This window comes from Candidatus Microthrix subdominans (genome assembly GCA_016719385.1).
GTDB lineage: Bacteria > Actinomycetota > Acidimicrobiia > Acidimicrobiales > Microtrichaceae > Microthrix > Microthrix subdominans.
In genome coordinates this window covers 485800-508784 of sequence record JADJZA010000007.1, presented here as the reverse complement: position 1 = coordinate 508784, position 22985 = coordinate 485800, and the positions used below count along the sequence as shown (strand labels likewise).

Below are 22985 nucleotides of genomic sequence, written 5' to 3'. Positions count from 1 at the left end.
CCCCGGAAACACCGCACCGCGTTAGTCCTGTACCGACCTTTTGTTCGCAGCGAAGCTTCGGGACCAGGAGGTGATCCGATCCTCACCGATCCGCTCCCGCTTCTCGAGGTCCTCGATGCCTTGCCCTTCCGACGAGGCCAGACAGAGGATTCCCACCTTGCCGTCGGAGCGATTCTGCTGGACGGTACGTGCTGCCTCCCCCACATCATCGAGGGCGAAGGTCGCGGTGAGGAGCGGCTGAATGGCTCCGCGGTCGAGCAAACGGATGGTCTCCGCGTTCTCGGCCATGTTGGCACCATGGGAGCCGATGATGCGCTTGAGCTTCATCCACAGGTGACGGTTGTCGTATTCGAGGCTGTATCCGCTGGTTGCGGCGCACGTGACGACCGTTCCGCCTCGCTTGGCGGCAAAGACCGACGCACCCATCGTCTCGCGACCCGGGTGCTCGAAGACGATGTCCGGATCGCTGCCGGCCAGCGAGCGGATCTGCTTGCCGAAGCGTCGCCACTCCGACTCGTCCTGGGTGTGCTCGTCCGACCAGAAGCGGTAGCCCTCCGCCTTGCGGTCGATCACCAACTCGCATCCGAGTTCCCGAAGCACCTCGGCCCGCTCCGGCGACGAGACGACGGCGACCGGAATGCCGCCGCCGTTCAGCACCATCTGCACCGCGTATCCGCCGATGCCGCCGGTCCCACCCCACACCAACACGATGTCGCCCTGTTTCATGCGTGCACCGTGCGCACCGACGAGCATCCGGTAGCTCGTTCCTGCGCACAGCAGGTTGACCGCCGCCTCCTCCCAGCTGAGGTGGGTCGGCTTCCTCAACAGCTGGCTGGCCCGAACGACCGTCAGGTCGGCCAGGCCACCGAAGTTGGTTTCGAACCCCCAGGCCCGCTGGTTGGCCGACAACATCTGGTCCTCGTGGGCATCGGGATCCTGGTCATGGGTGACGACCGGGGCGATCACCACGCGATCGCCGGGCTTCCAATTGCGCACCGCGTTGCCAACCCGGACGACCACCCCGGAAGCGTCGGAACCGACGACGTGAAAGTCCTGGCGGTGGCGGGACTCCCAGTGGCCCTCCCGTGCAAACCGGTCGAGGAAGAAGAACGTCGACAACGGCTCGAACACCGAGGTCCACACCGTGTTGTAGTTGATCGCACTCGCCATCACCGCCACGACGACCTCGTCGGGCGCCAACTCGGGCGTGGGAACCTGGCCGACGTGCAGCGACTTCCGCGGGTCCTTGTCCGCGGATGCCATGTCCGCGAACATCTCCTGTTCCGATCGCAGGGTATGGGCTGCCCGATAGGTATCAGGAATCGTCAACCCGGCCAGGTCCTCACCCGTCCCGCCCGATTCAATGGCGTCTTTGATCTGGTCAATGCTCACGATTGCCTCCCGCCGTCGGCGGCGTTGATGGTGTGGTGTCGTCCGATTGCGCGGTGTCGATGATGGTGGTGCTATCGATCCGACTCAGGTGGCCAGGCGAGCACCGCATCGAGCGCTCCCTCCTCCAAGGCCCGCTTGGCGGCGTGGCGTTGCACTTTGCCGCTCGAGGTTTTGGCCAGAGAGCGGGGACGAATCAACGTCACGACCGCCGGGGCGACCTGGTAGTGCTCGGTGACGGCGGAGCGGATCGCCACCACCGCTGCGCTCGCATCGCCGAGCTTGGCCTCGTCGACCTCGGCCACGACGGCCAGCGCATCGGTGGCACCATCGTCGGCGGCAACAGCGAACGCCGCCACGCACCCAGCCCGAACCCCGGGGACCTTCTCAACCAACCCTTCGATGTCCTGGGGGTACAGGTTGCGGCCACGGACGATGATCAGGTCCTTGATGCGCCCGGCCACGTACAGCTCACCGTCGTGGAAGAACCCAAGGTCGCCGGTGCGCAGAAAGGGGCCCTCGCCCGAGTCCAGCTTCGCTTCAAAGATCTCCCGGGTCTGACGGCGACGACCCCAGTACCCCCGCCCGACGCTTGGTCCGCTCAGCCAGATCTCGCCGATCTCGCCATCGTCGAGCTCAACCGCTGAGTCCGGATCGATGATGCGGATGTCGTGGAGGGGTTCGGCCGCACCGCAGGCGACCAGCCGCTCGACCGTCTCGGTTTCCGCTGCCGGCCGGGCCTCACCCTTGCCGAGCGCATCGCGGTCGAAGGCGGTGACGACCGCCGGACGCTCGGGACCGTGACCGCTGACCATGAGCGTCGACTCGGCCAGCCCGTAGCAGGGCAGCATCGTCTGGCCTCGCCAGCCGTAGGGCCCAAAAGCCTCATCGAAGCGCTCCAGCGTCGACGGCCGAATGGGCTCGGCTCCGTTGAAGGCCACCCGCCAGCTCGACAGGTCGAGCCCCTCGCGTTGCTCGGGTGCGATGCGCCGCACGCACAGTTCGAAGGCAAAGTTCGGTGCCGGGCTGACGGTCGCCGAGTACTTGGTGATCGCCTGGAGCCACCGCAGCGGCCTGGCCAGAAAGTCCATCGGCGACATCAACACCATCGGTCGGCCCTGGTAGAGGGGCTGCAGCACCCCACCGATCAGGCCCATGTCGTGGTACGGCGGCAACCAGGACACGCCGCTGAACTCGCCATCGACAAAACACTTCGACTTGATGACCTCGGAGTTGGCGAGCAGGTTGCCGTGGGTGAGCACCACGCCCTTCGGGAGCGCCGTCGAACCGGAGGTGTATTGGATGAAGGCGATCGCTTCGCCGCCGAGCTCGGGGTCGGACCACGCTTCGGGGTCGCCGGTTCGGATCGCCTCACCGGCCAGCAACCACGGGGTTCGAGCCAGGTCCGGGGCGACCGACCACAACTGCTCCCGAAAGGTGGCGAACAATTCGTCGGTGAGAATGCAGACCGCCTCGGCATCCTGGGCGATCGCCCGCAGACGAGGAACGCTCCGCTCGGCGTTCATCACATCGGGCAGAAAGGCCGGAACGGCGATCAACCCGCTGTACATGCAGGCGACGAACGCAACGACGAATTCGGCCCCGGGCGCCATCAGGATGACGACCCGGTCGCCGGGGCGTCCCTCCTGTTGAAGGCGCACCGCCAAGGCGCGAGCCTGACGGTCGAGTTCGCCGTAGCTGAACGGAAGCTCGTCAGCCTCGCCATCGAGCAAGAATCGGAAGACGGTTTCGTCCCCCTGAGAATCGGCACGGCTACGCACCATGTCAACGAGATCAACAAACATGCTTTGTGCATCCTCCAGCAAATCTGTTCCGCCTGATGCCCAGCAGACTTGCTCCAGGCGACACGTTAACGAACATCGCCGACTGCGCGCCCGTTGCTAGGTCGACACCGTTCCACGCCCCGCCGCCCAGGCCCAGCCGTGCTCGGCGATCGCGTTCACCTCGCCGGCGACCTTCGCTGGATCGGCGCCCTCTCCGGCATCGATGAACCACCCGACCGCTGCGGTCAAGCCGGCGGCCCACATCGAGATCGCGAGGTGACGATCGGCCCGGGGGGTCGTGCCCGCCTCGAGCATTTCGTCGTCGAAGTCCTCGGCCAGCACCTCGGCGATACGGCGCGCAAACCGTCTCAACGGCTCGCCGTCACCCTCTCCCCTGACGATGATTGCCAACACATCATGGGACCGACGGGCCTGTTCCAAAAGAACGCTGAGGCGACCTCCTTCGATCTCGACGTCAGCGTCCTCGAACGCGATGGCAACCGTTTCCGCAAACTCGTCGACGACCGCGTTCAACAGGCGCTCCTTGGTGCCGAAGTGGGCGGCGAAGGCCGCCCGGGTGACGGCGGCCCGTTCGACGACCGCCTCGACCGAGACCGCGTCGTACCCCTGCTCGAGCACCAAGGCGACCATCGCCTCCCGCAGTGCGGTCTTGGTGCGACCGGCCCGACCGTCCTCCGGGTGCCGGGCGGCCCGGGTGCCGGCGCTCTCCCAGTCGGCAGAGGGCACGGCGTCGGCGTTCACGACGCCACCGCTTTCACGCCCAATTGCCGACCATGGCAGCGCCACCAATCGATCCAAACCCGCATGCGGCCCCCCTGGCACGTCGTCGGTTCTGAATGTCTATCGGACTACGGTAGGCGCTCGCCGTCTGATCGACCAGCCGATCGAGGTGCAGGCGAGGGACACGAGGACCGCCTCGTCGGTCCATTCCGGAGGGAATGCTCATGGGGCGAAGCGATGTGACGTTTGCGGTGGACGGAACCAGGTGTTCCGGTTGGTGGTACCCGGCTGCCGACGGCGGCGATGACGCCGATGCGTCCAGCGATGACCGGCGGCGACCGTGCGTCGTGATGGCCCACGGCCTGGCAGCGGTGAAGGAGATGCGCCTGGACGCCTACGCCGAGCGCTTCGCCGCCGCCGGCATGAGTGTTTTCGTCTTCGACTATCGGGGCTTCGGGTCGAGCGACGGCGAGCCACGCCAACTGCTCGACATCGACGCCCAACACGCCGACTGGGAGGCCGCTGTCGCCTATGTCCGGACACGCCCCTCGGTCGATGGCACCCGGATCGTTTTGTGGGGCTCGTCGCTGTCCGGTGGCCACGTGCTGCACGTGGCGCAACGTGTCAATGCCGCCGTCGTTATCGCACAGGTACCCCACACCGACGCAATCGCGTCGGCTCGTTCGACCGGTCTGGCCGCCAGCGCCCGCCTCGGCCTCCACGCGCTCTACGACGCCGGCCGGGGGGCGCTCGGCCGATCCCCCCACTATGTGCCCGCCACCGGACGACCCGGCGAGCTGGCCATCATGTCCTCCCCCGAGGCCAACGAGTACCTCGACCTGGTACCGGAGGGGTTCGACTTCGATCAGCGGGTCGCCGCTCGGTTTGGCCTCAGGCTCGCCGGCTACTCCCCAGGCCGGGCATTGGCGCACCTGACCGTGCCGGTGCTGATGCAGGTTGGCACCAGGGATCAGACCACCCCGCCGGCAGCGGCGATCAAGGCGGCCGGCGCCGGTCGCCACGTCACCTTGAAAGTTCATGACGTCGGCCACTTCGAGCCCTACACCGGGGAGGCGTTCGAGGTGTTCGTCGGCGAGCAGATCGAGTTTCTTCGGTCGACGGTGCTCGAGGGGCCCAGCGTGCCGCCAAGAACGATGGTGATCACCGGGGCGGGTGCCGGCATCGGTCTGGCCGCCGCGCGGCTGCTGGCGGGCCGGGGCTGGGTGCTGTGCCTCACCGACGTGAACGACGACGCGCTCGCCGCCGTTCGAGACGAGCTGGGCGACCGCCACAGCTACGAACACATGGACGTCGCCGACGCCGAGCGCGTCGGCGCGGTCATGGCCGCCTTCGCCAACGCTCACGGAGGCTCCTTCGACGCGCTGCTCAACAACGCCGGCCTGCTCTCGATGGGCGACTTCGAATCGCTGAGCCTTTCCCGCCACCGGACGATCACCGGTGTGAACGTCGACGGCGTGCTCACCTGCACCCACCTGGCCTTCCCGTACCTGTTGGGGGGAACCGACCCGCAGGTCATCAACATGTGCTCGGCCTCCGCCGACTACGGCGTCCCCCAGCTGGCCAGCTACTCCGCCAGCAAATTCTGGGTGAAGGGGTTCACCGAAGCGATCAACATCGAATGGGAGCAACACGGCATCCACGTGTGCGACATCGCTCCAGGCTTCGTCGGCACGGGGATGCTCGACGGGGCCGACGGCGACATCGTCGATGCTGTCGGCGTCAACCTGGGCGCTCAAGACGTGGCGAACGCCATCGTTTCGGCCACCGAGGACCGCTCGCGTGTCCACTGGGTCGTCGACAGCCCCGGGTCCAGGCTGCAACGAACGATCATCAACCGGGCGCCCGCCCGCCTTCATCGCCTGGCCCTCAAGCGGTACTCGGGCTACTGACTCGGCCGCCCCATCCGGTCAGCCGATCGTCATGCCTCGAAGGAGTCGGCGAGCTCGCGCAGGTCCTTCTTGGAAATCTTGCCCAGTTCGGCGAGGGGAAACTCCTCGACGAAGTACACCGCGCGGGGCACCTTGAAGTCGGCCAGGACGCTGCGGCACGCCGCGATGATCGCATCGGACATGATCGCCTCGGGCTCGGCGGTCTCCGTGCGGATCACAAAGACGACCGGCACCATGTCGAGCATCTCGTGGCGCTTGGCCACGACGGCGATGTCGTCGATGCCGGGGACCGTACGACAGACATCCTCCACCTCGCGGGCCGAGACGTTCTCGCCGCCCACCTTCAGCGCGTCCTTGTCCCGGTCGCAATAGAAGATGTTGCCGTCCGCCTCGAGGCGCACCACGTCGCCGGTCCTGCACCAACCGTCGTCGGTGAACATCTTGTCGTTCGCCTCCGGGTTGTTCAGGTACTCCTGGAACACCGAGATGCCCCGCACCCCACGGATCCACAGCTCGCCCATCTCGCCCACCTCGGCGGGGCGGCCTGTGCCGTGGTTGATGATCATCAGCTCATAGCCCGGCGCCACCCTGCCCATCGCCATGTCGGGGTAGACCTCGTTGGGGTCGGAGCGCACGCAATGGGTCACCAGCTCGGTCATGCCGTACGCGGCCATCACCCGCATGCCCAACCACTCGTCCAGGAACGGCATAATCAGGCCGAACACCCCCACTCGCACCGTGTGCTGCTCGGGGATCGGCTCGGCACCGACCGCCTTGAACACGAACGGGATCAGCGACAGGTGGGTGACCTCGTGAGCGGCGATGACCTCCCAGAAACGGCTGGCCGAGAACTTGGGCTGCAGCACGACGGTGCCGCCGGCACCGAGCACCGTCCACATCGCCCATCCCTGGGTGTTGATGTGGAAGAACGGCAGGTAGCACATGTAGGTGTCGTCGGGCCCGAAGTCGATGTTGGGTGGGTTGACCGTGGCGCTCCACAGCACGTTGCCGTGCGTGTGCACCACCGCCTTGGGCTTGGACGTGGTGCCGGAGGTGAACATGATGCTCACCGGGCGCAGCGGGTCCGCTTCGAGCGCCGGCAGCGCTCCGGGGTCACCCATCAACGCCTCGAACGGCTCAAAACCGTGCGCCGCCTCGTCGGAGCCTGCCGGTTCGCCGGAGTTGTCCTCGGTCACCACCGTCCAGGCCAAATCAGGCCCGGCCTCGGCCACCACCGCCGCCAACTTCGGCTGGGTGATGGCGCCCACAGCGCCCGAGTGCTCGATGAAGTAGCTCAGCTCGGCGGCGACGCTGCGGGTGTTGGTCGTGACCGCGATGCCGCCCAGGCGGGCGACCGCATACCAGGCGATGACCGCTTCGGGGCAGTTCTCGGCGTGGATGAGCACCGCATCGCCCACGCCGACGCCGCGGGCGATCAGCCCACGAGCGACCTCGGCGCTGGCGGCGGCGAACTCGGCGTAGGTCCAGGTGCGGGCAGGCCCGGCCTTGGGCTGCCAGACCAGAAAGGGGTGGTCGCTGCGTTCGGCGGCCCGCCGCTCGATCAGCCAACCGACGTCGCGTCCGTGGAACTGAAACCGGGCGACGGTGTCGTGATCGAGTTCGATCGGTGTGTCCGAGCCCACATCGCTGACCGGGACGTTGATCGGCTCCTCGTCCCCCTGCGGCTGTTCGGTCGGCGTCGTGTCGGTTGGCGTGGACATCGCTCGGTGGCCCCCAGTGGCGTCATCAATCGCCGGGTGGTCGCCCCGGACGGGATGAGAGTAGCTGCACCGCGTGGTCGACAGATCGCCCGGCAGCATCGAGGAGCGAGGGCGGGCCGCTCCTCACACGACGTCCCTGGCGAGGGACGCAACCCGGGGAGCGTGGCCCACTGTGATCGAGCGTCAGGTGCCCTATCGTCGGATGTCCCCCCGATGCCCGATCAACCCGAGGCGGACATGACCTACTCGACCGTGCTGTTCGACTTCGACCACACACTGTTCGATACCGACGGCGCCAGCCCGGCCTTCGCACCACGGCCCAAACCGACCCACCCTCTGCCGGGACTCGCCCCCCCCCGACCCCCCCCCCCCAGCCCCCCCCACACCTGAACGAACTCATCGAGCTGGTTGGGGCGACGTCGTGAGCGACCCACTCGCCTCGGACCGTCTGCGCAAGGTCCGCGCCCTGCTCGCCAAGGCCGAGGAGACCAACTTTCCCGACGAGGCGACCACCTACCTGTCAAAGGCGGCGGCGCTGGTCTCAAAGTGGGAGCTGGACGAGGCGATGGTGTGGGCCGACACGCCCGAGCAGGAGCGCTCGGCCCCGATCACGAGAACCGTCGACGTCACGGCGCCCTATGCCAACCGAAAGACCGTGCTGCTCGGTGTCGTCGCCCAGGCAAACGGATGTCGCGTGATCCGACTGAGCACCTCATCGAATGGCCATCGGGTGGCGCTGATCGGCTTCGGCCACGACGTCGAGGTGACCGAGCTGTTGTTCTCCTCGCTGCTCGTGCAGATGACCCGCGCCATGCTGGCCGACGAGTCCCGGCAGCCAACTCCGACGGCGACCGCTCAGTGGCGTCGCAGCTTCATCGTGGCGTTTTCCAACCGGGTTGACGAGCGGCTTCAGTCGGCGCGTCACACTGCCGGCGTCGAACACGATCGCGTTGCCGGAGCGTCGCAGCCCTCGGCGGCCCTCGTGCTGATCGACCGCTCCAAGCGGGTGGACGAGGAGACCCGACGCCAGTTCCCGCGGCTGCGCAGCAGCTACGTCAGCAGCGGCAGCTCGTCCTCCGGTGCCCGGGCGGGCAAGCGTGCCGGCGATCGAGCCGAGCTGGGCGGACATCTGAAGCCCAGTCCCAGGGCGCTGCGCCGGTGAGCACCCGCAGCGCTGAGACGGCCGGCGGCGATGCCCGGGCTGGCGCCGTCTACGCGGCCGAGGATGCTGCCTCAGCGGCGTTCCCGCCACGGCGCTACCGCACGTTCGCCGAGCTCCGCACCCACGTCGAAGCAATCGTGTGCTCGGACTGGTGGGCGGACACTTTTCCCGGAGCACCCATCGAGGTTCACGTGGAACGCCGGTCCCGAACCGCCACCTTCTCAGCCGCCTGCAGGCGCGACGGAGCCGGAATCCTGTGGTTTGTCGACGGAGAGCACTGGACGGCAACGGCGGTGTGCCACGAGCTCGGCCACGTCGCGTCCGGTTCCGGGCACGACGCCCCGTTTCGAAATGCGCTGGTCGAGCTCTGGCGACGGGAGTGCGGCTTCCCCGCCGCTACGGAATTGTGCGCCCAGCTCAACAGCCGGCTACCCGCCACCGGACACGACGCAACCACTTGGTGAGGTCCGGGTCGAGCCGAGTCATCCGGTCGATTCCCAACCAGTTTGGAATGGTGAGCGCACCCGAACCTCACCGCACATCGCCAGGGCAATCCCGATCGTCGGCGACCGGAACCGTTGGCGGCATCGGCGGGTAGGATCGGCTGCATCGATGGCGTGCTCGGTGCGGCCGGGACGCCAATGTGCCCCAATACCCCGCGAGGACCGCCATGACCCGTGCCACCGTCACCGGAGCCTCCGGGCTCGTCGGAGCCAACCTCCTCCGCAGCCTGCTCGACCGAGGGATCGAGGTGTGCGCGGCCGACCTTCGGCGCAGCCCAGCCCTCGACGGCCTGGACGTCGACTTCGTCGAGGTGAACGTCCGCGACCGCTCCTCCCTCGCTGCGGCGTTCGACGGCGCCGACGTCGTCTTTCATCTGGCTGCGATGATCTCGATCGTCGGCGACCCGACCGGCGAGGTGCGGAAGGTCAACGTCGAGGGACCCGCCAACGTGGCCAACGCCGCCCGGGACGCTGGGGTCGAGCGCGTGGTGCACTGCTCCTCGGTGCACGCCTTCGATCTGGAGAAGTGCGGGCCGTCGCTGGACGAGACCGGCCCGCGCACGATCGACGAACATGCCCCGGCGTACGACCGGTCGAAGTACGCCGGCGAGCAGGCGCTGCTCAAGGCGGCGGGCGACGACCTCGACGTGGTCATCGTCAACCCAACCGGGGTGATCGGTCCACACGATTATGCCCCGTCCCGAATGGGCGAAACCATCCTGGAGCTGCGCGACCGGAAGATCCCGGTCAACGTCGCCGGCGGCTTCGACTTCGTCGACGTCCGCGAGGTGGTCAACGGCCTGATCGCCGCATGGGAACACGGGCGCCGTGGCGAGAACTATCTCCTGTCGGGCACCCGGATCACGCTCAAGGAGCTCGGACAGCTCGTCGCGGAGATCTCCGGAACCCGGGCCCCGAGGTTCGACGTGCCGTTGTCGTTGCTCACCCCGCTCGGACCGCTGGTGATGAAGCTGACCCCGCGGACGAGGATCCCGCTGTTCACCCCCGACTCGTTGCACGCCCTCCGCTTTGCCCCCAGCGTCAGCCACTTCAAGGCCGCCACCGAGCTCGGCTACCGGGTGCGGCCAATCCACGAGACCGTCGCCGACACCCTCAAGTGGTTCGCCGACCAACGGCGCTGAACCGCGCCGAACGACGAAACGCCGAACCACCTGCCCTCCCGATGGGGGAACCGAGGGTCGATCGCGTAACTTGGGGCACCCGGGCGTCGGTCGGCCCGGCAATTCGTGCCGAGTTCCGGCGTCTTGTCAATAAACACCCTCCGCGCTAGGTTTATTGTCTGATCGCGACCGCAGGAGCACCATGACTGATGTCCTCGACAGTTTCGTCGAACGGGAATACGCCTACGGATTCCACAGCGACATCGACACCGACTTCTCGCCCAAGGGCCTGAACGCCGACGTCGTCCGCCTGATCTCCTCCAAGAACAACGAGCCCGAGTGGCTGCTCGAGTGGCGGCTGGCAGCATTGGAGCACTTCCTGAAGATGGAGGAGCCCAGTTGGCAGAACGTGCACCACCCGCCGATCGACTTCCAGGACATGCACTACTGGGCGGCACCCAAGCCCAAGGAGGACGGCCCCAAGAGCTTGGACGAGGTCGACCCCGAGATCCTCGAGACCTTCAACAAGCTGGGCATCTCGCTGGGCGAGCAGGAGCGGCTCTCCGGCGTGGCGGTCGACGCGATCATCGACTCGGTCTCGGTAGCCACCACGTTCAAGGCCACCCTCGCCGAAGCGGGCGTCATCTTCTGTCCCTTCTCCGAGGCTGTCGCCGAGCATCCGGAGTTGGTCAAGAAGTACCTGGGCACGGTGGTGCCGCCCCGCGACAACTTCTTCGCCGCCCTCAACTCGGCGGTGTTCTCCGACGGCTCGTTCTGCTTCATCCCCGCCGGCGTGGCCTGCCCGATGGAGCTGTCGACCTACTTCCGCATCAACGCCGCCCAGACCGGCCAGTTCGAGCGCACGCTGATCGTCGCCGAAGAGGGCGCCACCGTCAGCTACCTCGAGGGCTGCACCGCCCCGATGCGCGACGAGAACCAGTTGCACGCCGCAGTGGTCGAGCTGGTGGCGCTCGACGACGCCGACATCAAGTACTCCACCGTCCAGAACTGGTACCCCGGCGACGCCGAGGGCAAGGGCGGCATCTACAACTTCGTCACCAAGCGGGGCCGCGCCGGCAACCGGGCCAAGATCTCCTGGACCCAGGTGGAGACCGGTTCGGCAATCACCTGGAAGTACCCCAGCGTCATCCTGCAGGGCGACGATTCTGTCGGCGAGTTCTACTCGGTGGCGGTGACCACCGCCATGCAGCAGGCCGACACCGGCACGAAGATGATCCACATCGGCAAGAACACGAAGAGCACGATCGTGTCGAAGGGCATCTCGGCCGGCAAGGCCCAGAGCACCTACCGGGGCCAGGTCAAGGTGCTGCGTTCCGCCGAGGGCGCCCGCAACTTCACCCAGTGCGACTCGCTGCTGATCGGATCGGAGTGCGGCGCCCACACCTTCCCCTACATCGAGGTGAAGAACGAGACGGCGCAGGTCGAACACGAGGCGTCAACCTCGAAGATCGACGAGGACCAGCTGTTCTATTGCCGCCAACGCGGCCTCGACGAGGAGGACGCCTCCTCGATGATCGTCAACGGATTCTGCCGCGACGTTTTCGACGAGCTCCCCATGGAATTCGCCGTCGAGGCACAGGCACTTATGCGACTCAGCTTGGAAGGGACGGTGGGCTGATGCTCTCCATCAACAATCTCACGGCCACCATCGACGGCAAAACCGTCCTCAACGGCTTCGACCTGGAGGTCGGCGCCGGCGAGGTGCACGTCATCATGGGCCCCAACGGGGCGGGCAAGTCGACGCTGTCCAACGTGCTCACCGGACGAGATGGCTACACGCTGGGCGGAACCGTCGACTTCGACGGCGAGGACCTGCTGGCGATGGAGCCCGAGGATCGCGCCAACGCCGGGTTGTTCCTGGCGTTTCAGCACCCCACCGAGATCCCCGGCGTGGGCAACATGTACTTCCTGCGCACCGCGGTCAACGCCCGCCGCACGGCCCAGGGCCTGCCCGAGATCGCCGCCACCGACTTCCTGAAGAAGGCCAAGGACGCGATGGCGCTCCTCGACATGGACCCGGCGTTCCTTAGCCGATCGGTCAACACCGGGTTCTCCGGCGGCGAGAAGAAGCGCAACGAGGTGCTGCAGCTCAGCCTGCTCGAGCCCCGCCTGGCCATCCTCGACGAGATCGACTCCGGGCTGGACATCGACGCCATGCGGGTGGTGGCCACCGCGGTGGAGGCGCTGCGTTCGCCCGACCGTTCGATGATCATCATCACCCACCATCCCCGCCTGCTCGAGATGGTTCGCCCCGACCACGTCCACGTGCTCAACGGCGGCAAGATCGTCCGCTCCGGCGGACCCGAGCTCGCCACCCAACTCGAGGCCGAGGGCTACGCCTCCAGCCTCGCCGCCCCGACCTCGTGACCGTGGCCACCACCCCGTTCGATCACCTGGTCCGCCCGGAGTCGGCCGACGCCACCAACGGGACGTCACAACGACGATCGGACGCACTCGCCTGGATCACCGAGCACGGCATGCCCACCCGCCACGACGAGCCGTGGCACTACTCACCTCACCACGAGCTCAGCGCCGCACTTGGCGACGCCAAGCCGGCGCCGGCTCGCCCGGTCGACCTGGCGACGGTCGAATCGCTGGCCGGCATCCACGGCGGCCCGCGCCTGGTGTTCGTCAACGGTGCCTACTCGCCCGAGCTGTCCAACGCCGCCGAATCGTCCGAGGTCTGGTGCGGGCCGAGCAGTCAGGCCCCGCCCGACCATCAGGCTCTGGTCGCCTTGGCCGATGGCAGCGAACTGTCCGACGGGTTTCAGGCGCTCAACCGCGCCGACGGGGGCGACGCCGCCGTCGTGATCGCCGCAGCGGGGGCGATCCCCGAGGCGCCGGTACACGTGGTGCACCTGACCGCCCCCGGCGACACCCTCGAGGTCGCTCACCCCCGCACCGTGATCCACGTCGGCCAGGACGCATCGGTCTCAATCATCGAGTCATACGTGGGCCTCAGCGGTGCAGCCCTGAACAACACCGACACCACGATGGTGTTGGGCGCCGGCGCCACGCTGGCCCATCACCGGGTACAGACCGAGGCCGACCAGGTCATCCACGTCGGCCACACCGACGTGTTCCAGGACGCCAACAGCAAGCTGGCCTCGACGTCGGTCATGCTCGGCGCCAAAATCGCCCGCAACGCCTTTCGCGTCGCGTTCACCGGTGAACACGCCACGGCCAACCTCGCCGGGATCCAGGTGCTCAACGAGCGCCAGCGCCACGACACGGTCATCACCGCCGATCACGGCGCGTCGAGCTGCTACAGCGACCAGGAGTTCAAGTCGGTCATCGAGGGGCGGGCCCGCAGCTCGTTCAGCGGCCACATCATCGTGCGGCACGGCGTCGTCGATACCGACGCCCACCAGACCAACCGCAACCTGTTGTTGAGCGAGCACGGCCAGGCCGACAGTCGGCCGTGGCTGGAGATCTTCGCCGACGACGTCCGCTGCACCCACGGCGCCACCGTCGGCCGCCTGGACGACGAGGCGATGTTCTACCTGCAGAGCCGCGGCATCGCCGCCGACCTGGCCCGCAGCATGCTGATCGACGCCTTCATCCGCGAGGTGATCGACACCATCGAGCCCAAGTCGCTGCGCGACCACCTCAAGGGCATCGTCGCCGCCAAGCACGCCGAGGTGTCGATCGGGCACGACGACCTCCACCGGGAGGCCAAGCGGCTGGAGGTCTCATGACCATTCAGTCGGCCATGCGGCCGCTGCCGCGCGACATCGACGCCATCACCGTGCCCAACGGGGAGAAAGTCGTCCTCAAAGAGGGCGAGAAGGTGCGCGTCGTCCAGGAACTGGGCGGCAGCTTCACGGTGAAGACCGACTACGGCAACCTGATGCGCATCGACGGTATGGACGCCGACGCCCTCGGACGCGAGCTGCCCGAGGAGTTGGCCGCCAAGATCGCACGCGACGCCGAACGGGCCAAGGGACCGTTCTCGATGGACTACGTGTCCGAGGCGCTCGAGGAGGTCTACGACCCCGAGATTCCGGTCAGCATCGTCGAGCTGGGGCTGGTCTACCGCACCGAAGAGGTCATGTTGGACGACGGTCGTCGCCGCATCGAGATCGACATGACGATGACCGCACCGGGCTGCGGCATGGGCGACGTGCTCACCGCCGACGCCAAGCGGGCGGCCGAGGCCGTGCCCGGCGTCGACGAGGCCGAGGTACAGATGGTGTTCAGCCCGCCGTGGGGCGCCCACATGATGAGCGACGCGGTCAAGCTGCAGCTCGGCCTGCTCTAGGCCGCTCGGGCGGCGCACTGCTCTATCGTCTGGGATGAGGCTGGCCGATTCGGGTCATGGCCGATACAGCGCTGGGGGCGGAGTGAGCGAAGCGAACGGGCGACCGGTGCCGGTCCCTACACCGGAGACCCAGCACTTCTGGGACGGGACCAGAGCCGGGCGGCTGCTGCTCCAACGTTGTAACGCCTGCGACCAGGTGTACTTCCCGCCACGACCCTTCTGTCCGGTGTGCAGTTGCCGAGAGGTCGAGGTGTTCGAGGCCTCGGGCGAGGCGTCGCTGTACAGCTATGTGATCAGCCACCGGCCCCATCCCGGCTTCGACGGTCCGTACTCGATCGCCGTCGTCGAACTGGAGGAGGGCCCGCGGATGATGACCAACATCGTCGGCTGCGAGCAGACCCCCGAGGCGCTCGAGCTCGACATGGCCCTGACGGTGACCTTCGAGGCGGTCACCGACGACATCACGATGCCGCTGTTTCAACCGGTCGACCCAACGACCGAAACGACCACGGAGCTGGCATCGTGACCAGCGGACGGGTGGCGGTCGTCGGTGCGGCGGAGACCACCGAGCTGGGCCGACTGCCCCACATCAGCCAGATCCAATTGCACGCCGATGCCGCCCTCAACGCGCTCGACGACGCCGGGCTGACCGTCGCCGACATCGACGGCTTCGCCACCGCGGGCGAGCGCCCCACCGACGTGGCCCACTACCTGGGCATCACCCCGCACTGGGTGGACGGCACTTCGGTGGGCGGCTGCTCGTTCATGATCCACGTCCGTCACGCCGCCGCCGCCATCGCCGCCGGGCTGTGCACCACCGTGCTGATCACCCACGCCGAGAGCGGCCGGTCGCGGGTGGGCACCGCACCCTGGGGCGGCCGAGGCGGGCTGGCGGCACAGTTCGAGGCGCCCTTTGGCGTGACCGGCCCGCCGACCATGTTCACGATCCCGGCGCTGCGGTTTATGAAGGAGCGGGGCGTTGGCCACCAGCAGCTGGCGCAGGTGGCGGTGGTGCAGCGGGACTGGGCGGCGCTGAATCCCCGGGCCATGTTCCGCGAGCCGATCACGATCGACGACGTGCTCGGCTCGCGCCTGATCGCCTACCCGTTCCATCTTCTCGAGTGCTGCCTGGTGACCGACGGTGGCGGCGCCCTCATTATCACGGCCGCCGAGCGGGCGGCCGACTTTCCCAACCCCCCGGTGTACGTGCTGGGCCACGGCGAGAGCACCGAGACCCCGATGGTCTCCCAGATGGCCGACTTCACCTCGTCGCGGGCGTTCAGCGTGGCGGGCGCCGACGCGTTCACCTCCGCCGGCATCACCCACGCCGACGTCGACCACCTCATGGTGTACGACGCCTTCGCCCACCTGCCCCTCTACGGCCTGGAGGACCTGGGCTTCTGCGCTCCCGGCGACGCTGCCGGGTTCGTGTGGGACGGCCACACCGCCCCCGGCGGTTGGCTGCCGATGAACACCAACGGCGGCGGCCTCAGCTACATGCACTCGGGCATGTACGGCATGTACGCCCTCCAGGAGAGCGTCCGTCAGATGCGGGGCACCGCCCCGGCCCAGGTGGCGGGCGCAGAGGTGTCGGTGTGCCTGGGCGTCGGCGGCATGTTCGCCGCCTCCGGCTGCGTCGTCTTCTCGAACGCGGAGCCTTCATGAACACCGGGGCGTCACGATGAACACTGGGCCATCATGATCAACACGGTCCGGGTGCGGGGCATCGACCTCGCCTACGAGGACGTCGGGCCCACCGACGACGACGCTCCCGACGCTGCGCCGCTGGTCTGGGGCCACGGCCTCAGCCGCAGCGTGGCCGAGGACGACCAGTTCCCCATGATCGACTGGCAGCGCATCCGCCGAACCCGCCGGGTGGTGCGCTTCGATGCCCGCGGTCACGGCGAGTCGGGCCCGCTCGCCTCCCCCGTCGACGGCGCCTGGGACCGACTCGCCCTCGACGAGGTGGGGCTGATCGAGGCGCTCAGCCTTCCCGAGGTCGTGCTCGGCGGCGCCTCGATGGGCACCGCAACCGCGCTTCACGCCGCGCTCAACCTCGGTGACCGGGTGCGAGGCCTCGTGCTGACCATCCCTCCCACCGTCTGGAACACCCGCAGCGATCAGGCACGTCTGTACGAGGCAATGGCCCAGATCGTCGACGAGGGCGGGGTGGAACCGCTGATCGAGGCCTCGGCGGCGGTGCCGCCGCCCGACCCGTTCGCCGAGATCGACGACTTCAACCAGTTGCGGGCAGCGTCGCTGCGGCGGGCCGACCCGAAACGGTTGGCGGCCGTGTTCCGCGGGGCGGCCCACGCCGACCTGCCCGGCCCCGACGCCGTGGCCACCATCGCCGCGCCGACGCTGATCCTCGCCTGGTCGGGCGACCCCGGCCACCCCGTCTCGACGGCTGAGCGCTTGGCCGACCTCCTGCCCAACGCCGAGCTGTCCGTGGCGTCGACGCTCGGCGAGCTGTTCGCCTGGACCGACCGGGTCGCCGACTTCCTATCGCAGCTGGCCTGACCCTCAGCGCTTCGGGCCGCGCAGAGTCACGGCGACCATCCCACCGATATTGACGTCGGCACGCGCGCACGAGGCTGAGGGATCTTCCACGGTGCTGACCTGCACTGCTGCGACCGTGTGGATGATGACGCCGTTGATCTCGAGGTCGGTGTTTTCGGCCAGTGCAGGTGAGGTCGGCCGCCTTCTCCATTCCGACGCCAGCCTTGAGTTGTTCGTTGAGGTCTGCAGCGAACGGAGCCCACGGATCCTTACCATCGGTAGCCGAGCCCATACCGACGAGCTGGATCTCCTTCTCCTTCTCCTTCTCCTCCGGCTCGGTCATGAAATGGGCGCATCGGGAGGCACCGTCTGGCCGACGCTTTCGATCGACGGTGACGGTCCATTCGCTGAACCCCAGCCGGTCGAACTCTCGCTGAGAAATCTTGCGGGTTCCTTCCTCGGCTCGAGGTGTGGGTTCATCGATCTCTTTCCCGGTGAGCGACGAAAGTTCACGGAGCTGTCGTCGAACCCGGTTGAGGCGCGACCAAACGGTCCCGATGGGGAATCTCCAAGGCGTCGCTGATTTGCTCGTAGCTCAGGTGCTCCTACGCGTAGAGCAGGATCGTCTCTCGGTCGTCCGGCGTGATCCGCTCGACCAGATCGGTGAGCCGACGAGCCCGCTGGGCGTTGACCATGTCCGCGACGATGCGATCATCGAAGGGTACGTCGGTGGGACGGTCCTGGTGTAGGACACGACGCAAGGCCTCGTCGCCTTGCTTGTTCGAGCGAAAGTGCTCCAAAACAGGTTGGCTGCGATGCCGTACAGCCAGGGTCGGGCATTTGGTCGGGTCAGGTCGTAGCGATGCGGGGACTCGAACGCAATGCGAAACAGTTCGCCGAGCAGGTCGTCGGCACTCGACTGTCCGACGCGCCGAGTCAGGTAGCCCAGCAGCGTGGCCGAATGACGATCGAAGATCCCGGCAAACTGGCCCGGGTTGGCAAGCGATTCGCCGATCAGGCGCGCATCATCGGCATCGGGGGTCACATTTCTACTTTCCCGCAGCCGACCGGTGTTGAGCGCCACCGGAGGTTCACGGCTGTTGGATCGAGGGTGTTAGGCCGCCGGAGTTCGTTCCCGTGTCTGATCGCCGCGGCCAGCCAAAAGGCCTGCTACCGACACATCCTCATCCAATGCTTCCCAGTGCAACCCGCGACGGCTCAGTTCGACCGCTTCTCGCTGCACAGGAGTTGCGTGCAGAAGCCGAGGGAACCACGCGAGAGGGACGCCGACAGTGCGGCCGTCATCGAGCGTGACCCACATGCAATCCTGGTCGAAGCGCACGGCTTCAGGCGAAATGCTCATGCCAAGCTCGTTCCAAGTCGTCTCGGTGTAGCTCCACCAGTCGCTGAATTTGGTTGAGCGTTTGGGCGTTGAAACCGTCATTGTACGCCAAGGATGGCTCCGGAAGGAGCCAGAACTTCGCTTCATCCCGACCCCGAAGCACGTGAATATGCACCGGCTCTCGAGGATGGCCTTCGTTCGAGTAGAAGAGGAAGCGAAAACCCTCGATGCGCAGCACGACAGGCACTACGGATCCTTCCCCTCCTGCTGGTGGCCCCGGAACCAAAATCTTATGTGGTGCTCGTCGACGCAACCGGTCCGTCATGGACCAGTAGGACGTTGAGGTCCAGCTCAGCGGCCTGCGAGCTCGACCTCGTTGCGCAGCGGTTGGCCCTCGACGTAGCGAGTCAGGTTGTCCGCCGCCAGATCGACCAGGTTGTCAGCGTAACGATCGAGCGACGTCGAGGTGTGGGGCGACAGGTACAGGTTGGGTGCGTCCCACAGCGGATCGTCAGCGGGCAGCGGCTCCACCCGGGTCACGTCGAGGACGGCGGCCCGCAGATGGCCTGACCGCAACGCCTCGATCAGGTCGGTCTCAACCACGAGCGAGCCTCGGCTGACGTTGACGAAGACCGTGCCCTCGGCCATCACGGCGAACCGCGAAGCATCGAACATGTCGAACGTCGACTCGTTGGCCGGCAGCGTGGCCACCACCGCATCGCACCGCTGCAGCATGTCGTCGAGCGCCGCCGCCGGATAGAGCTCGTCCACCTCGGGGTCGGTCTCCCCCGCTCTCGCCGACGCCCGAGTGGCCAGCACGGTCATGTCGAAAGCCCTCGCCCGGCGGGCGATCGCCCGACCGAGGGCGCCCAGCCCAACGATCCCCAGGGTGCGGCCCGCCACCTCGACGCCCAGCTGCTGGGTCCAGTCGTGCGCCCTCTGCTGGGCGTCGAGCGTGCGGAAGTGCTTCCACTCCGCCAGCAGCCGACCCATCACGAACTCGGCGATGCTGGGTGCGGCCAGCCCGCTGGCGGTCGCCAGGCGCACCCCCATTGACGCCAGCGCGCCCAGATCGCACTTGTCGTATCCGGCGGACGCCAGCTGGAGCAGTTCCAGTCGGGGAAACAGTTCGGCCACCCCAGCCGGCAGATCCAGGCCAACCAAAACCTGGGTGCGGGCCCAGGCGTTGCGCAACTCGTCGGTGATCTCCGGGGTCGGCAACCCGTCAGCGTTGACGCCGCCGTGCCGGGCCTTGGACGACCGCGCCTCCAGCGACTCCACATATGGGGTCCACAGCAGCTCCGCCCCGGAATGGGCAGCCAAGAAGCGGCGCTCCATCTCGGGGATTCGCTCAGATGCTGAGATGGCGACGACCATGCCGTCGGTTGATGCCTCCATGATCTGCACCCTAGGGCGACAGCTGAACGGCGAACTCTGCCGCTATCGCGTCGTAGAGCGCGCGATAGCGGCAGAGTTCAGCGGATCGTCGAGGTCCCGTCGCGCTCAGCAAGAAGACCTCACCCGATGTGGGCGTCGGCCACCTCGAGGGCCTTGTCGATCGCCGCCAGGCCGGTGCGCACGTCGTCATGGCTCGCGTTGCACGGCGGGGTGATGTGGATCCGGTTGAAGTGGGCGAACACCCACACGCCCTGCTCCTTGATCGCCGCCACGACGTCGGCCATCGGCTTCGCATCGGTGCCAGAAGCGTTATAAGGCACGTACATCTCGCGGGAATCGCGGTCACGCACCAACTCGATCGCCCAGAAGGCGCCGAGGCCGCGCACCTCGCCAACCGACGGGTGCCGCTCAGCAATCAGCTCCAACTCCGGGCCGATCACGTCGGTGCCCAGGGTGCGGGCCGAGTCCAAGATGTTCTCGTCGCGGAACACGCCGATCGAGGCGACCGCCGACGCACATGCCAGCGGATGCCCGGAATAGGTCAGCCCCCCGGGGTACACCCGTTCATCGAAGGTGGCGGCGATGGCGTCTGACATGAGCACGCCGCCGAGCGGGACGTACCCGGAGTTGACACCCTTGGCGAAGCAGATGATGTCCGGTGCCACGTCCCAGCGGTCGACGGCGAACCACTCGCCGCAGCGACCGAAGCCGGCCATGACCTCATCCGCGATCATCACGATGCCGTGGCGGTCGCAGATGGCCCGCACGCCGGCCAGGTAGCCGTCGGGCGGCACGAGGATGCCGTTGGTGCCGACGACCGGCTCGAGGATGATCGCAGCCACGTTGTGGGCACCCTCGAACATCAGCAGCTCGTCGAGGTGCGCCAACGCCCGCTCGCATTCCTGCGCCGGGTTCTCGGAGTGGAATGACGAGCGGTAGGGGTACGGCCCGAAGAAGCGCACCACCCCAGGGATCGACGGCTCCGACGCCCAGCGACGCGGGTCGCCGGTCATCGTGATCGCACCGGCGGTGGCGCCGTGGTAGCTGCGATGGGCGGCCACAACCTTGTGGCGTCCGGTGTGCAAACGCGCCATGCGGATGGCGTTTTCGTTGGCATCGGCGCCACCGTTGGTGAAGAACACCTTGTTCAGGTGCTCAGGGGCAACCTCGGCGATCAGCCGAGCCGCCTCGGAGCGATCAGCGTTGGCGTGGACCGGAGAGATCGTCGCCAGACGTCCGGCCGCCTCCTGGATCGCCGCCACCAGCTTGGGGTGACGGTGCCCGAGGTTGACGTTCATCAGCTGGGAGCTGAAGTCCAGGTATCGGTTGTCGTCGAAGTCCCACACCCAGCTGCCCTCGCCGCCGGCGATCGCCAGCGGGTTGATCAACGCCTGGGCCGACCACGAGTGGAACACGTGGGCGCGGTCGTTGGCTGAGGTGTCGACGCCGTTCCAATACGACGGCGGGTCCGACGGGGCAGTGCGGTCCTTACTCAGGGATCTCCTCCCACCACTGACACCACCACTCGCCGCCAACCAGGATGCGCAGCTTCTGATGCCAGCAGTAGGAGATCTCGGCGGTGTTCTCCAAGTAGTACAGGCAGTTGTCGCAGCGCTCATCGCCCTGGGGCTTGGCCTTCAGGACGGCGTTGTCGGCGAGGTGGCGCAATTCGATCGACAGCTGTTCGTCGATCTCCTTGGGCTCCGGATCGGGAATCACGTAGTCGCTCACGGATTCGATACTAACCAGGAGCTAGGCGGCGTGAGCCCGAAATGGGTGCGCCGCCACGCCTGTCAGGCGATCGCCGAGTCTTCCTCGCGTAGACGCGGAGTGGTCTTGTTCTTCGGCTTCACGCCCCGCTTGTCGGCATAGAACGCACGGAACTTGTCCATGTCTGCCGAGAGATCACCAGACGGAATGACGGTCGGGCCGTAGCCACCCGTGCGGGTGGGGCCATCGAGGAAGGAGGGCACGATGGGAATGTCGGCCTCGGAGGCAATGCGGTAGAAGCCCGACTTCCAGTAGTCGCCCTTCTCTCGTGTGCCCTCCACCGGCACGACCAGCGCTAGCGACGACGTGGTGCGGGCCTCGGCCACCAGGTCATCGACCAGGTTGCCGGGGTTGTCGCGGTCGACCGACACACCGCCGAGACGCTTGAAGACCGGGCCGAGAAAGCCGTCGAACATCTCCCGCTTGCCCAGCCAGCGAGGCGACAGGTCACTGGCCCACGCCATGAACAGCATCAGCATGAAATCCCAATTGGAGGTATGCGGTGCTGCGATGAGGAGCATCACCGGTTCGTCCGGGGGACGGTTGACCAGCTTGTAACGCCCGAGGAAGAGCGCGATGCGGGCGATGATCTTCTTCACTCTGTCACCGTACCGGAGTATTCGGGTCCGGGCGCCTCGGCGTTGTCATGCGGTTCTGGCAAGCTGCACCGATGGCGACACCAGCGACATTTCCATATCGGCTCGACAACCGGTGGAAGCCGATGTTCGTCGTGCTCGGCGTCAGGGACACCGATGGGGTGGACCTGACCGAGGACGGGATGTTCCGAGCCAAGTACGGGTACTTCTCCGTCGAGACCCCGCTCGACAACATCGACCACACCGAAATCACCGGGCCCCACCGTTGGTACACGGCCGTCGGCCCTCGTCTGAGCTTTGCCGACGACGGCCTGACCTTCGGCACCAACCACACCTCCGGCCTGTGCGTCGCGTTCAAGAAGCCGATCCGCAAGGTGATCGGGCTCAAGAACCACTCGGCGCTGTGGGTCAGCGTCGCCGACCCCAAGGGCCTGGCAACCGCCATCGGCCGATGACAGCGACCGACACGACCTGCCCAGCACCCCAAAGGTCCTGATGCCCGGCGCCTCCCCGGAACGGCTCCGGGCCGATTGGAAGCGGCCGTCGTTCGAGCGGTTCGGCCCTCAGGATCGGGATTTCGAGGCGGCGATGGCAGCCCACGATGCCGCCTCACAAGCGGGTGACGACGGCTACCTCGACCCGGCCACCGGCCTGTTCGTCATGACGGCGACAACGCTGGCCGCCCGACCCTGCTGCGGCAACCAGTGTCGGCACTGCCCATGGCAGCACTAGCCCGACACGTGGCAGCAGCAACCCAGCCCCTGTCA

The 22985-nt window shown here is 67.2% G+C and carries 25 protein-coding genes; 14 read left to right on the top strand and 11 right to left on the bottom strand.

Annotation, left to right across the window (positions count from 1 at the left end):
* Positions 1-21: 21 nt before the first annotated feature.
* The 3 genes from ccrA to IPN02_12540 all read right to left on the bottom strand — a co-directional run bounded on the left by ccrA (position 22) and on the right by IPN02_12540 (position 3935).
* Complete coding sequence (gene ccrA, locus IPN02_12550; GenBank protein MBK9297636.1) at positions 22-1386, bottom strand: crotonyl-CoA carboxylase/reductase; 1365 nt, start codon at positions 1384-1386, stop codon at positions 22-24.
* Between the two features lie 77 nt (positions 1387-1463).
* Positions 1464-3194: a fatty acyl-AMP ligase gene (locus tag IPN02_12545; GenBank protein MBK9297635.1), complete on the bottom strand. Its 1731-nt coding sequence runs from the start codon at positions 3192-3194 to the stop codon at positions 1464-1466.
* A gap of 96 nt (positions 3195-3290) precedes the next feature.
* Positions 3291-3935 (bottom strand): TetR/AcrR family transcriptional regulator, encoded by a 645-nt coding sequence (locus IPN02_12540; protein MBK9297634.1) that lies wholly within the window; start codon positions 3933-3935, stop codon positions 3291-3293.
* 203 nt (positions 3936-4138) lie between these two features.
* Here IPN02_12540 and IPN02_12535 point away from each other — a divergent pair, with 203 nt between their 5' ends.
* Positions 4139-5824, top strand: a complete 1686-nt coding sequence (locus IPN02_12535) for an SDR family NAD(P)-dependent oxidoreductase (GenBank protein MBK9297633.1) — start codon at positions 4139-4141, stop codon at positions 5822-5824.
* A 29-nt stretch (positions 5825-5853) separates the two neighbouring features.
* Here IPN02_12535 and IPN02_12530 read toward each other — a convergent pair whose 3' ends face one another.
* On the bottom strand, positions 5854-7545 hold the full coding sequence (locus IPN02_12530; protein ID MBK9297632.1) for an AMP-binding protein: 1692 nt from the start codon (positions 7543-7545) through the stop codon (positions 5854-5856).
* A 421-nt stretch (positions 7546-7966) separates the two neighbouring features.
* On the opposite strand from IPN02_12530, the gene IPN02_12525 reads away from it, so the two are divergent.
* The 11 genes from IPN02_12525 (at position 7967) to IPN02_12475 (ending at position 17695) form a co-directional block, all read left to right on the top strand.
* Positions 7967-8707, top strand: a complete 741-nt coding sequence (locus IPN02_12525) for a DUF2786 domain-containing protein (GenBank protein ID MBK9297631.1) — start codon at positions 7967-7969, stop codon at positions 8705-8707.
* Entirely contained in the window at positions 8704-9171 is a 468-nt protein-coding gene (locus IPN02_12520; protein ID MBK9297630.1) for a hypothetical protein, read from the top strand. Before IPN02_12525 ends, IPN02_12520 begins: the two co-directional genes overlap by 4 nt.
* Positions 9172-9377: 206 nt before the next feature.
* Complete coding sequence (locus IPN02_12515; protein ID MBK9297629.1) at positions 9378-10352, top strand: NAD-dependent epimerase/dehydratase family protein; 975 nt, start codon at positions 9378-9380, stop codon at positions 10350-10352.
* Between the two features lie 181 nt (positions 10353-10533).
* Positions 10534-11970 (top strand): Fe-S cluster assembly protein SufB, encoded by a 1437-nt coding sequence (sufB, locus tag IPN02_12510; protein MBK9297628.1) that lies wholly within the window; start codon positions 10534-10536, stop codon positions 11968-11970.
* On the top strand, positions 11970-12719 hold the full coding sequence (sufC, locus tag IPN02_12505; GenBank protein MBK9297627.1) for a Fe-S cluster assembly ATPase SufC: 750 nt from the start codon (positions 11970-11972) through the stop codon (positions 12717-12719). Before sufB ends, sufC begins: the two co-directional genes overlap by 1 nt.
* 2 nt (positions 12720-12721) lie before the next feature.
* On the top strand, positions 12722-14050 hold the full coding sequence (gene sufD / locus IPN02_12500) for a Fe-S cluster assembly protein SufD (GenBank protein ID MBK9297626.1): 1329 nt from the start codon (positions 12722-12724) through the stop codon (positions 14048-14050).
* Complete coding sequence (sufT, locus tag IPN02_12495; GenBank protein MBK9297625.1) at positions 14047-14613, top strand: putative Fe-S cluster assembly protein SufT; 567 nt, start codon at positions 14047-14049, stop codon at positions 14611-14613. The genes sufD and sufT overlap by 4 nt, the downstream gene beginning before the upstream one ends.
* 34 nt (positions 14614-14647) lie before the next feature.
* Positions 14648-15139 (top strand): Zn-ribbon domain-containing OB-fold protein, encoded by a 492-nt coding sequence (locus IPN02_12490; GenBank protein ID MBK9297624.1) that lies wholly within the window; start codon positions 14648-14650, stop codon positions 15137-15139.
* A complete protein-coding gene (locus IPN02_12485) occupies positions 15136-16278 on the top strand; it encodes a thiolase (protein ID MBK9297623.1) in 1143 nt (380 codons plus the stop codon). The genes IPN02_12490 and IPN02_12485 overlap by 4 nt, the downstream gene beginning before the upstream one ends.
* Positions 16279-16311: 33 nt before the next feature.
* Positions 16312-17133 (top strand): alpha/beta fold hydrolase, encoded by an 822-nt coding sequence (locus tag IPN02_12480; GenBank protein MBK9297622.1) that lies wholly within the window; start codon positions 16312-16314, stop codon positions 17131-17133.
* Positions 17134-17257: 124 nt separating this feature from the next.
* A complete protein-coding gene (locus IPN02_12475) occupies positions 17258-17695 on the top strand; it encodes a hypothetical protein (GenBank protein ID MBK9297621.1) in 438 nt (145 codons plus the stop codon).
* A 12-nt stretch (positions 17696-17707) separates the two neighbouring features.
* On the opposite strand, the gene IPN02_12470 is transcribed toward IPN02_12475, so the two are convergent.
* From IPN02_12470 to IPN02_12440, 7 genes are all read right to left on the bottom strand, one after another.
* Positions 17708-18196 carry a hypothetical protein gene (locus tag IPN02_12470; protein MBK9297620.1) on the bottom strand — a complete coding sequence of 163 codons (489 nt, stop codon included), beginning with the start codon at positions 18194-18196 and terminating at the stop codon, positions 17708-17710.
* Between the two features lie 30 nt (positions 18197-18226).
* Positions 18227-18475, bottom strand: coding sequence for a DUF2442 domain-containing protein (locus IPN02_12465; GenBank protein ID MBK9297619.1), 249 nt, complete (start codon positions 18473-18475; stop codon positions 18227-18229).
* Complete coding sequence (locus IPN02_12460) at positions 18459-18701, bottom strand: DUF4160 domain-containing protein (GenBank protein ID MBK9297618.1); 243 nt, start codon at positions 18699-18701, stop codon at positions 18459-18461. Before IPN02_12460 ends, IPN02_12465 begins: the two co-directional genes overlap by 17 nt.
* Before the next feature lie 104 nt (positions 18702-18805).
* Positions 18806-19852 carry a D-2-hydroxyacid dehydrogenase gene (locus tag IPN02_12455; protein ID MBK9297617.1) on the bottom strand — a complete coding sequence of 349 codons (1047 nt, stop codon included), beginning with the start codon at positions 19850-19852 and terminating at the stop codon, positions 18806-18808.
* Positions 19853-19971: 119 nt separating this feature from the next.
* Positions 19972-21348, bottom strand: a complete 1377-nt coding sequence (locus tag IPN02_12450; protein MBK9297616.1) for an aspartate aminotransferase family protein — start codon at positions 21346-21348, stop codon at positions 19972-19974.
* Positions 21341-21583 carry a hypothetical protein gene (locus tag IPN02_12445; protein MBK9297615.1) on the bottom strand — a complete coding sequence of 81 codons (243 nt, stop codon included), beginning with the start codon at positions 21581-21583 and terminating at the stop codon, positions 21341-21343. The genes IPN02_12450 and IPN02_12445 overlap by 8 nt, the downstream gene beginning before the upstream one ends.
* Positions 21584-21645: 62 nt before the next feature.
* The gene (locus IPN02_12440) at positions 21646-22221 is read right to left on the bottom strand and encodes a 1-acyl-sn-glycerol-3-phosphate acyltransferase (protein ID MBK9297614.1); all 576 of its coding nucleotides are present in this window, start codon (positions 22219-22221) and stop codon (positions 21646-21648) included.
* A gap of 71 nt (positions 22222-22292) precedes the next feature.
* On the opposite strand from IPN02_12440, the gene IPN02_12435 reads away from it, so the two are divergent.
* Both IPN02_12435 and IPN02_12430 read left to right on the top strand, forming a co-directional pair.
* Positions 22293-22673: a hypothetical protein gene (locus IPN02_12435; protein MBK9297613.1), complete on the top strand. Its 381-nt coding sequence runs from the start codon at positions 22293-22295 to the stop codon at positions 22671-22673.
* A gap of 40 nt (positions 22674-22713) precedes the next feature.
* Positions 22714-22950 carry a hypothetical protein gene (locus IPN02_12430; protein ID MBK9297612.1) on the top strand — a complete coding sequence of 79 codons (237 nt, stop codon included), beginning with the start codon at positions 22714-22716 and terminating at the stop codon, positions 22948-22950.
* The last annotated feature ends 35 nt before the right edge of the window (positions 22951-22985 follow it).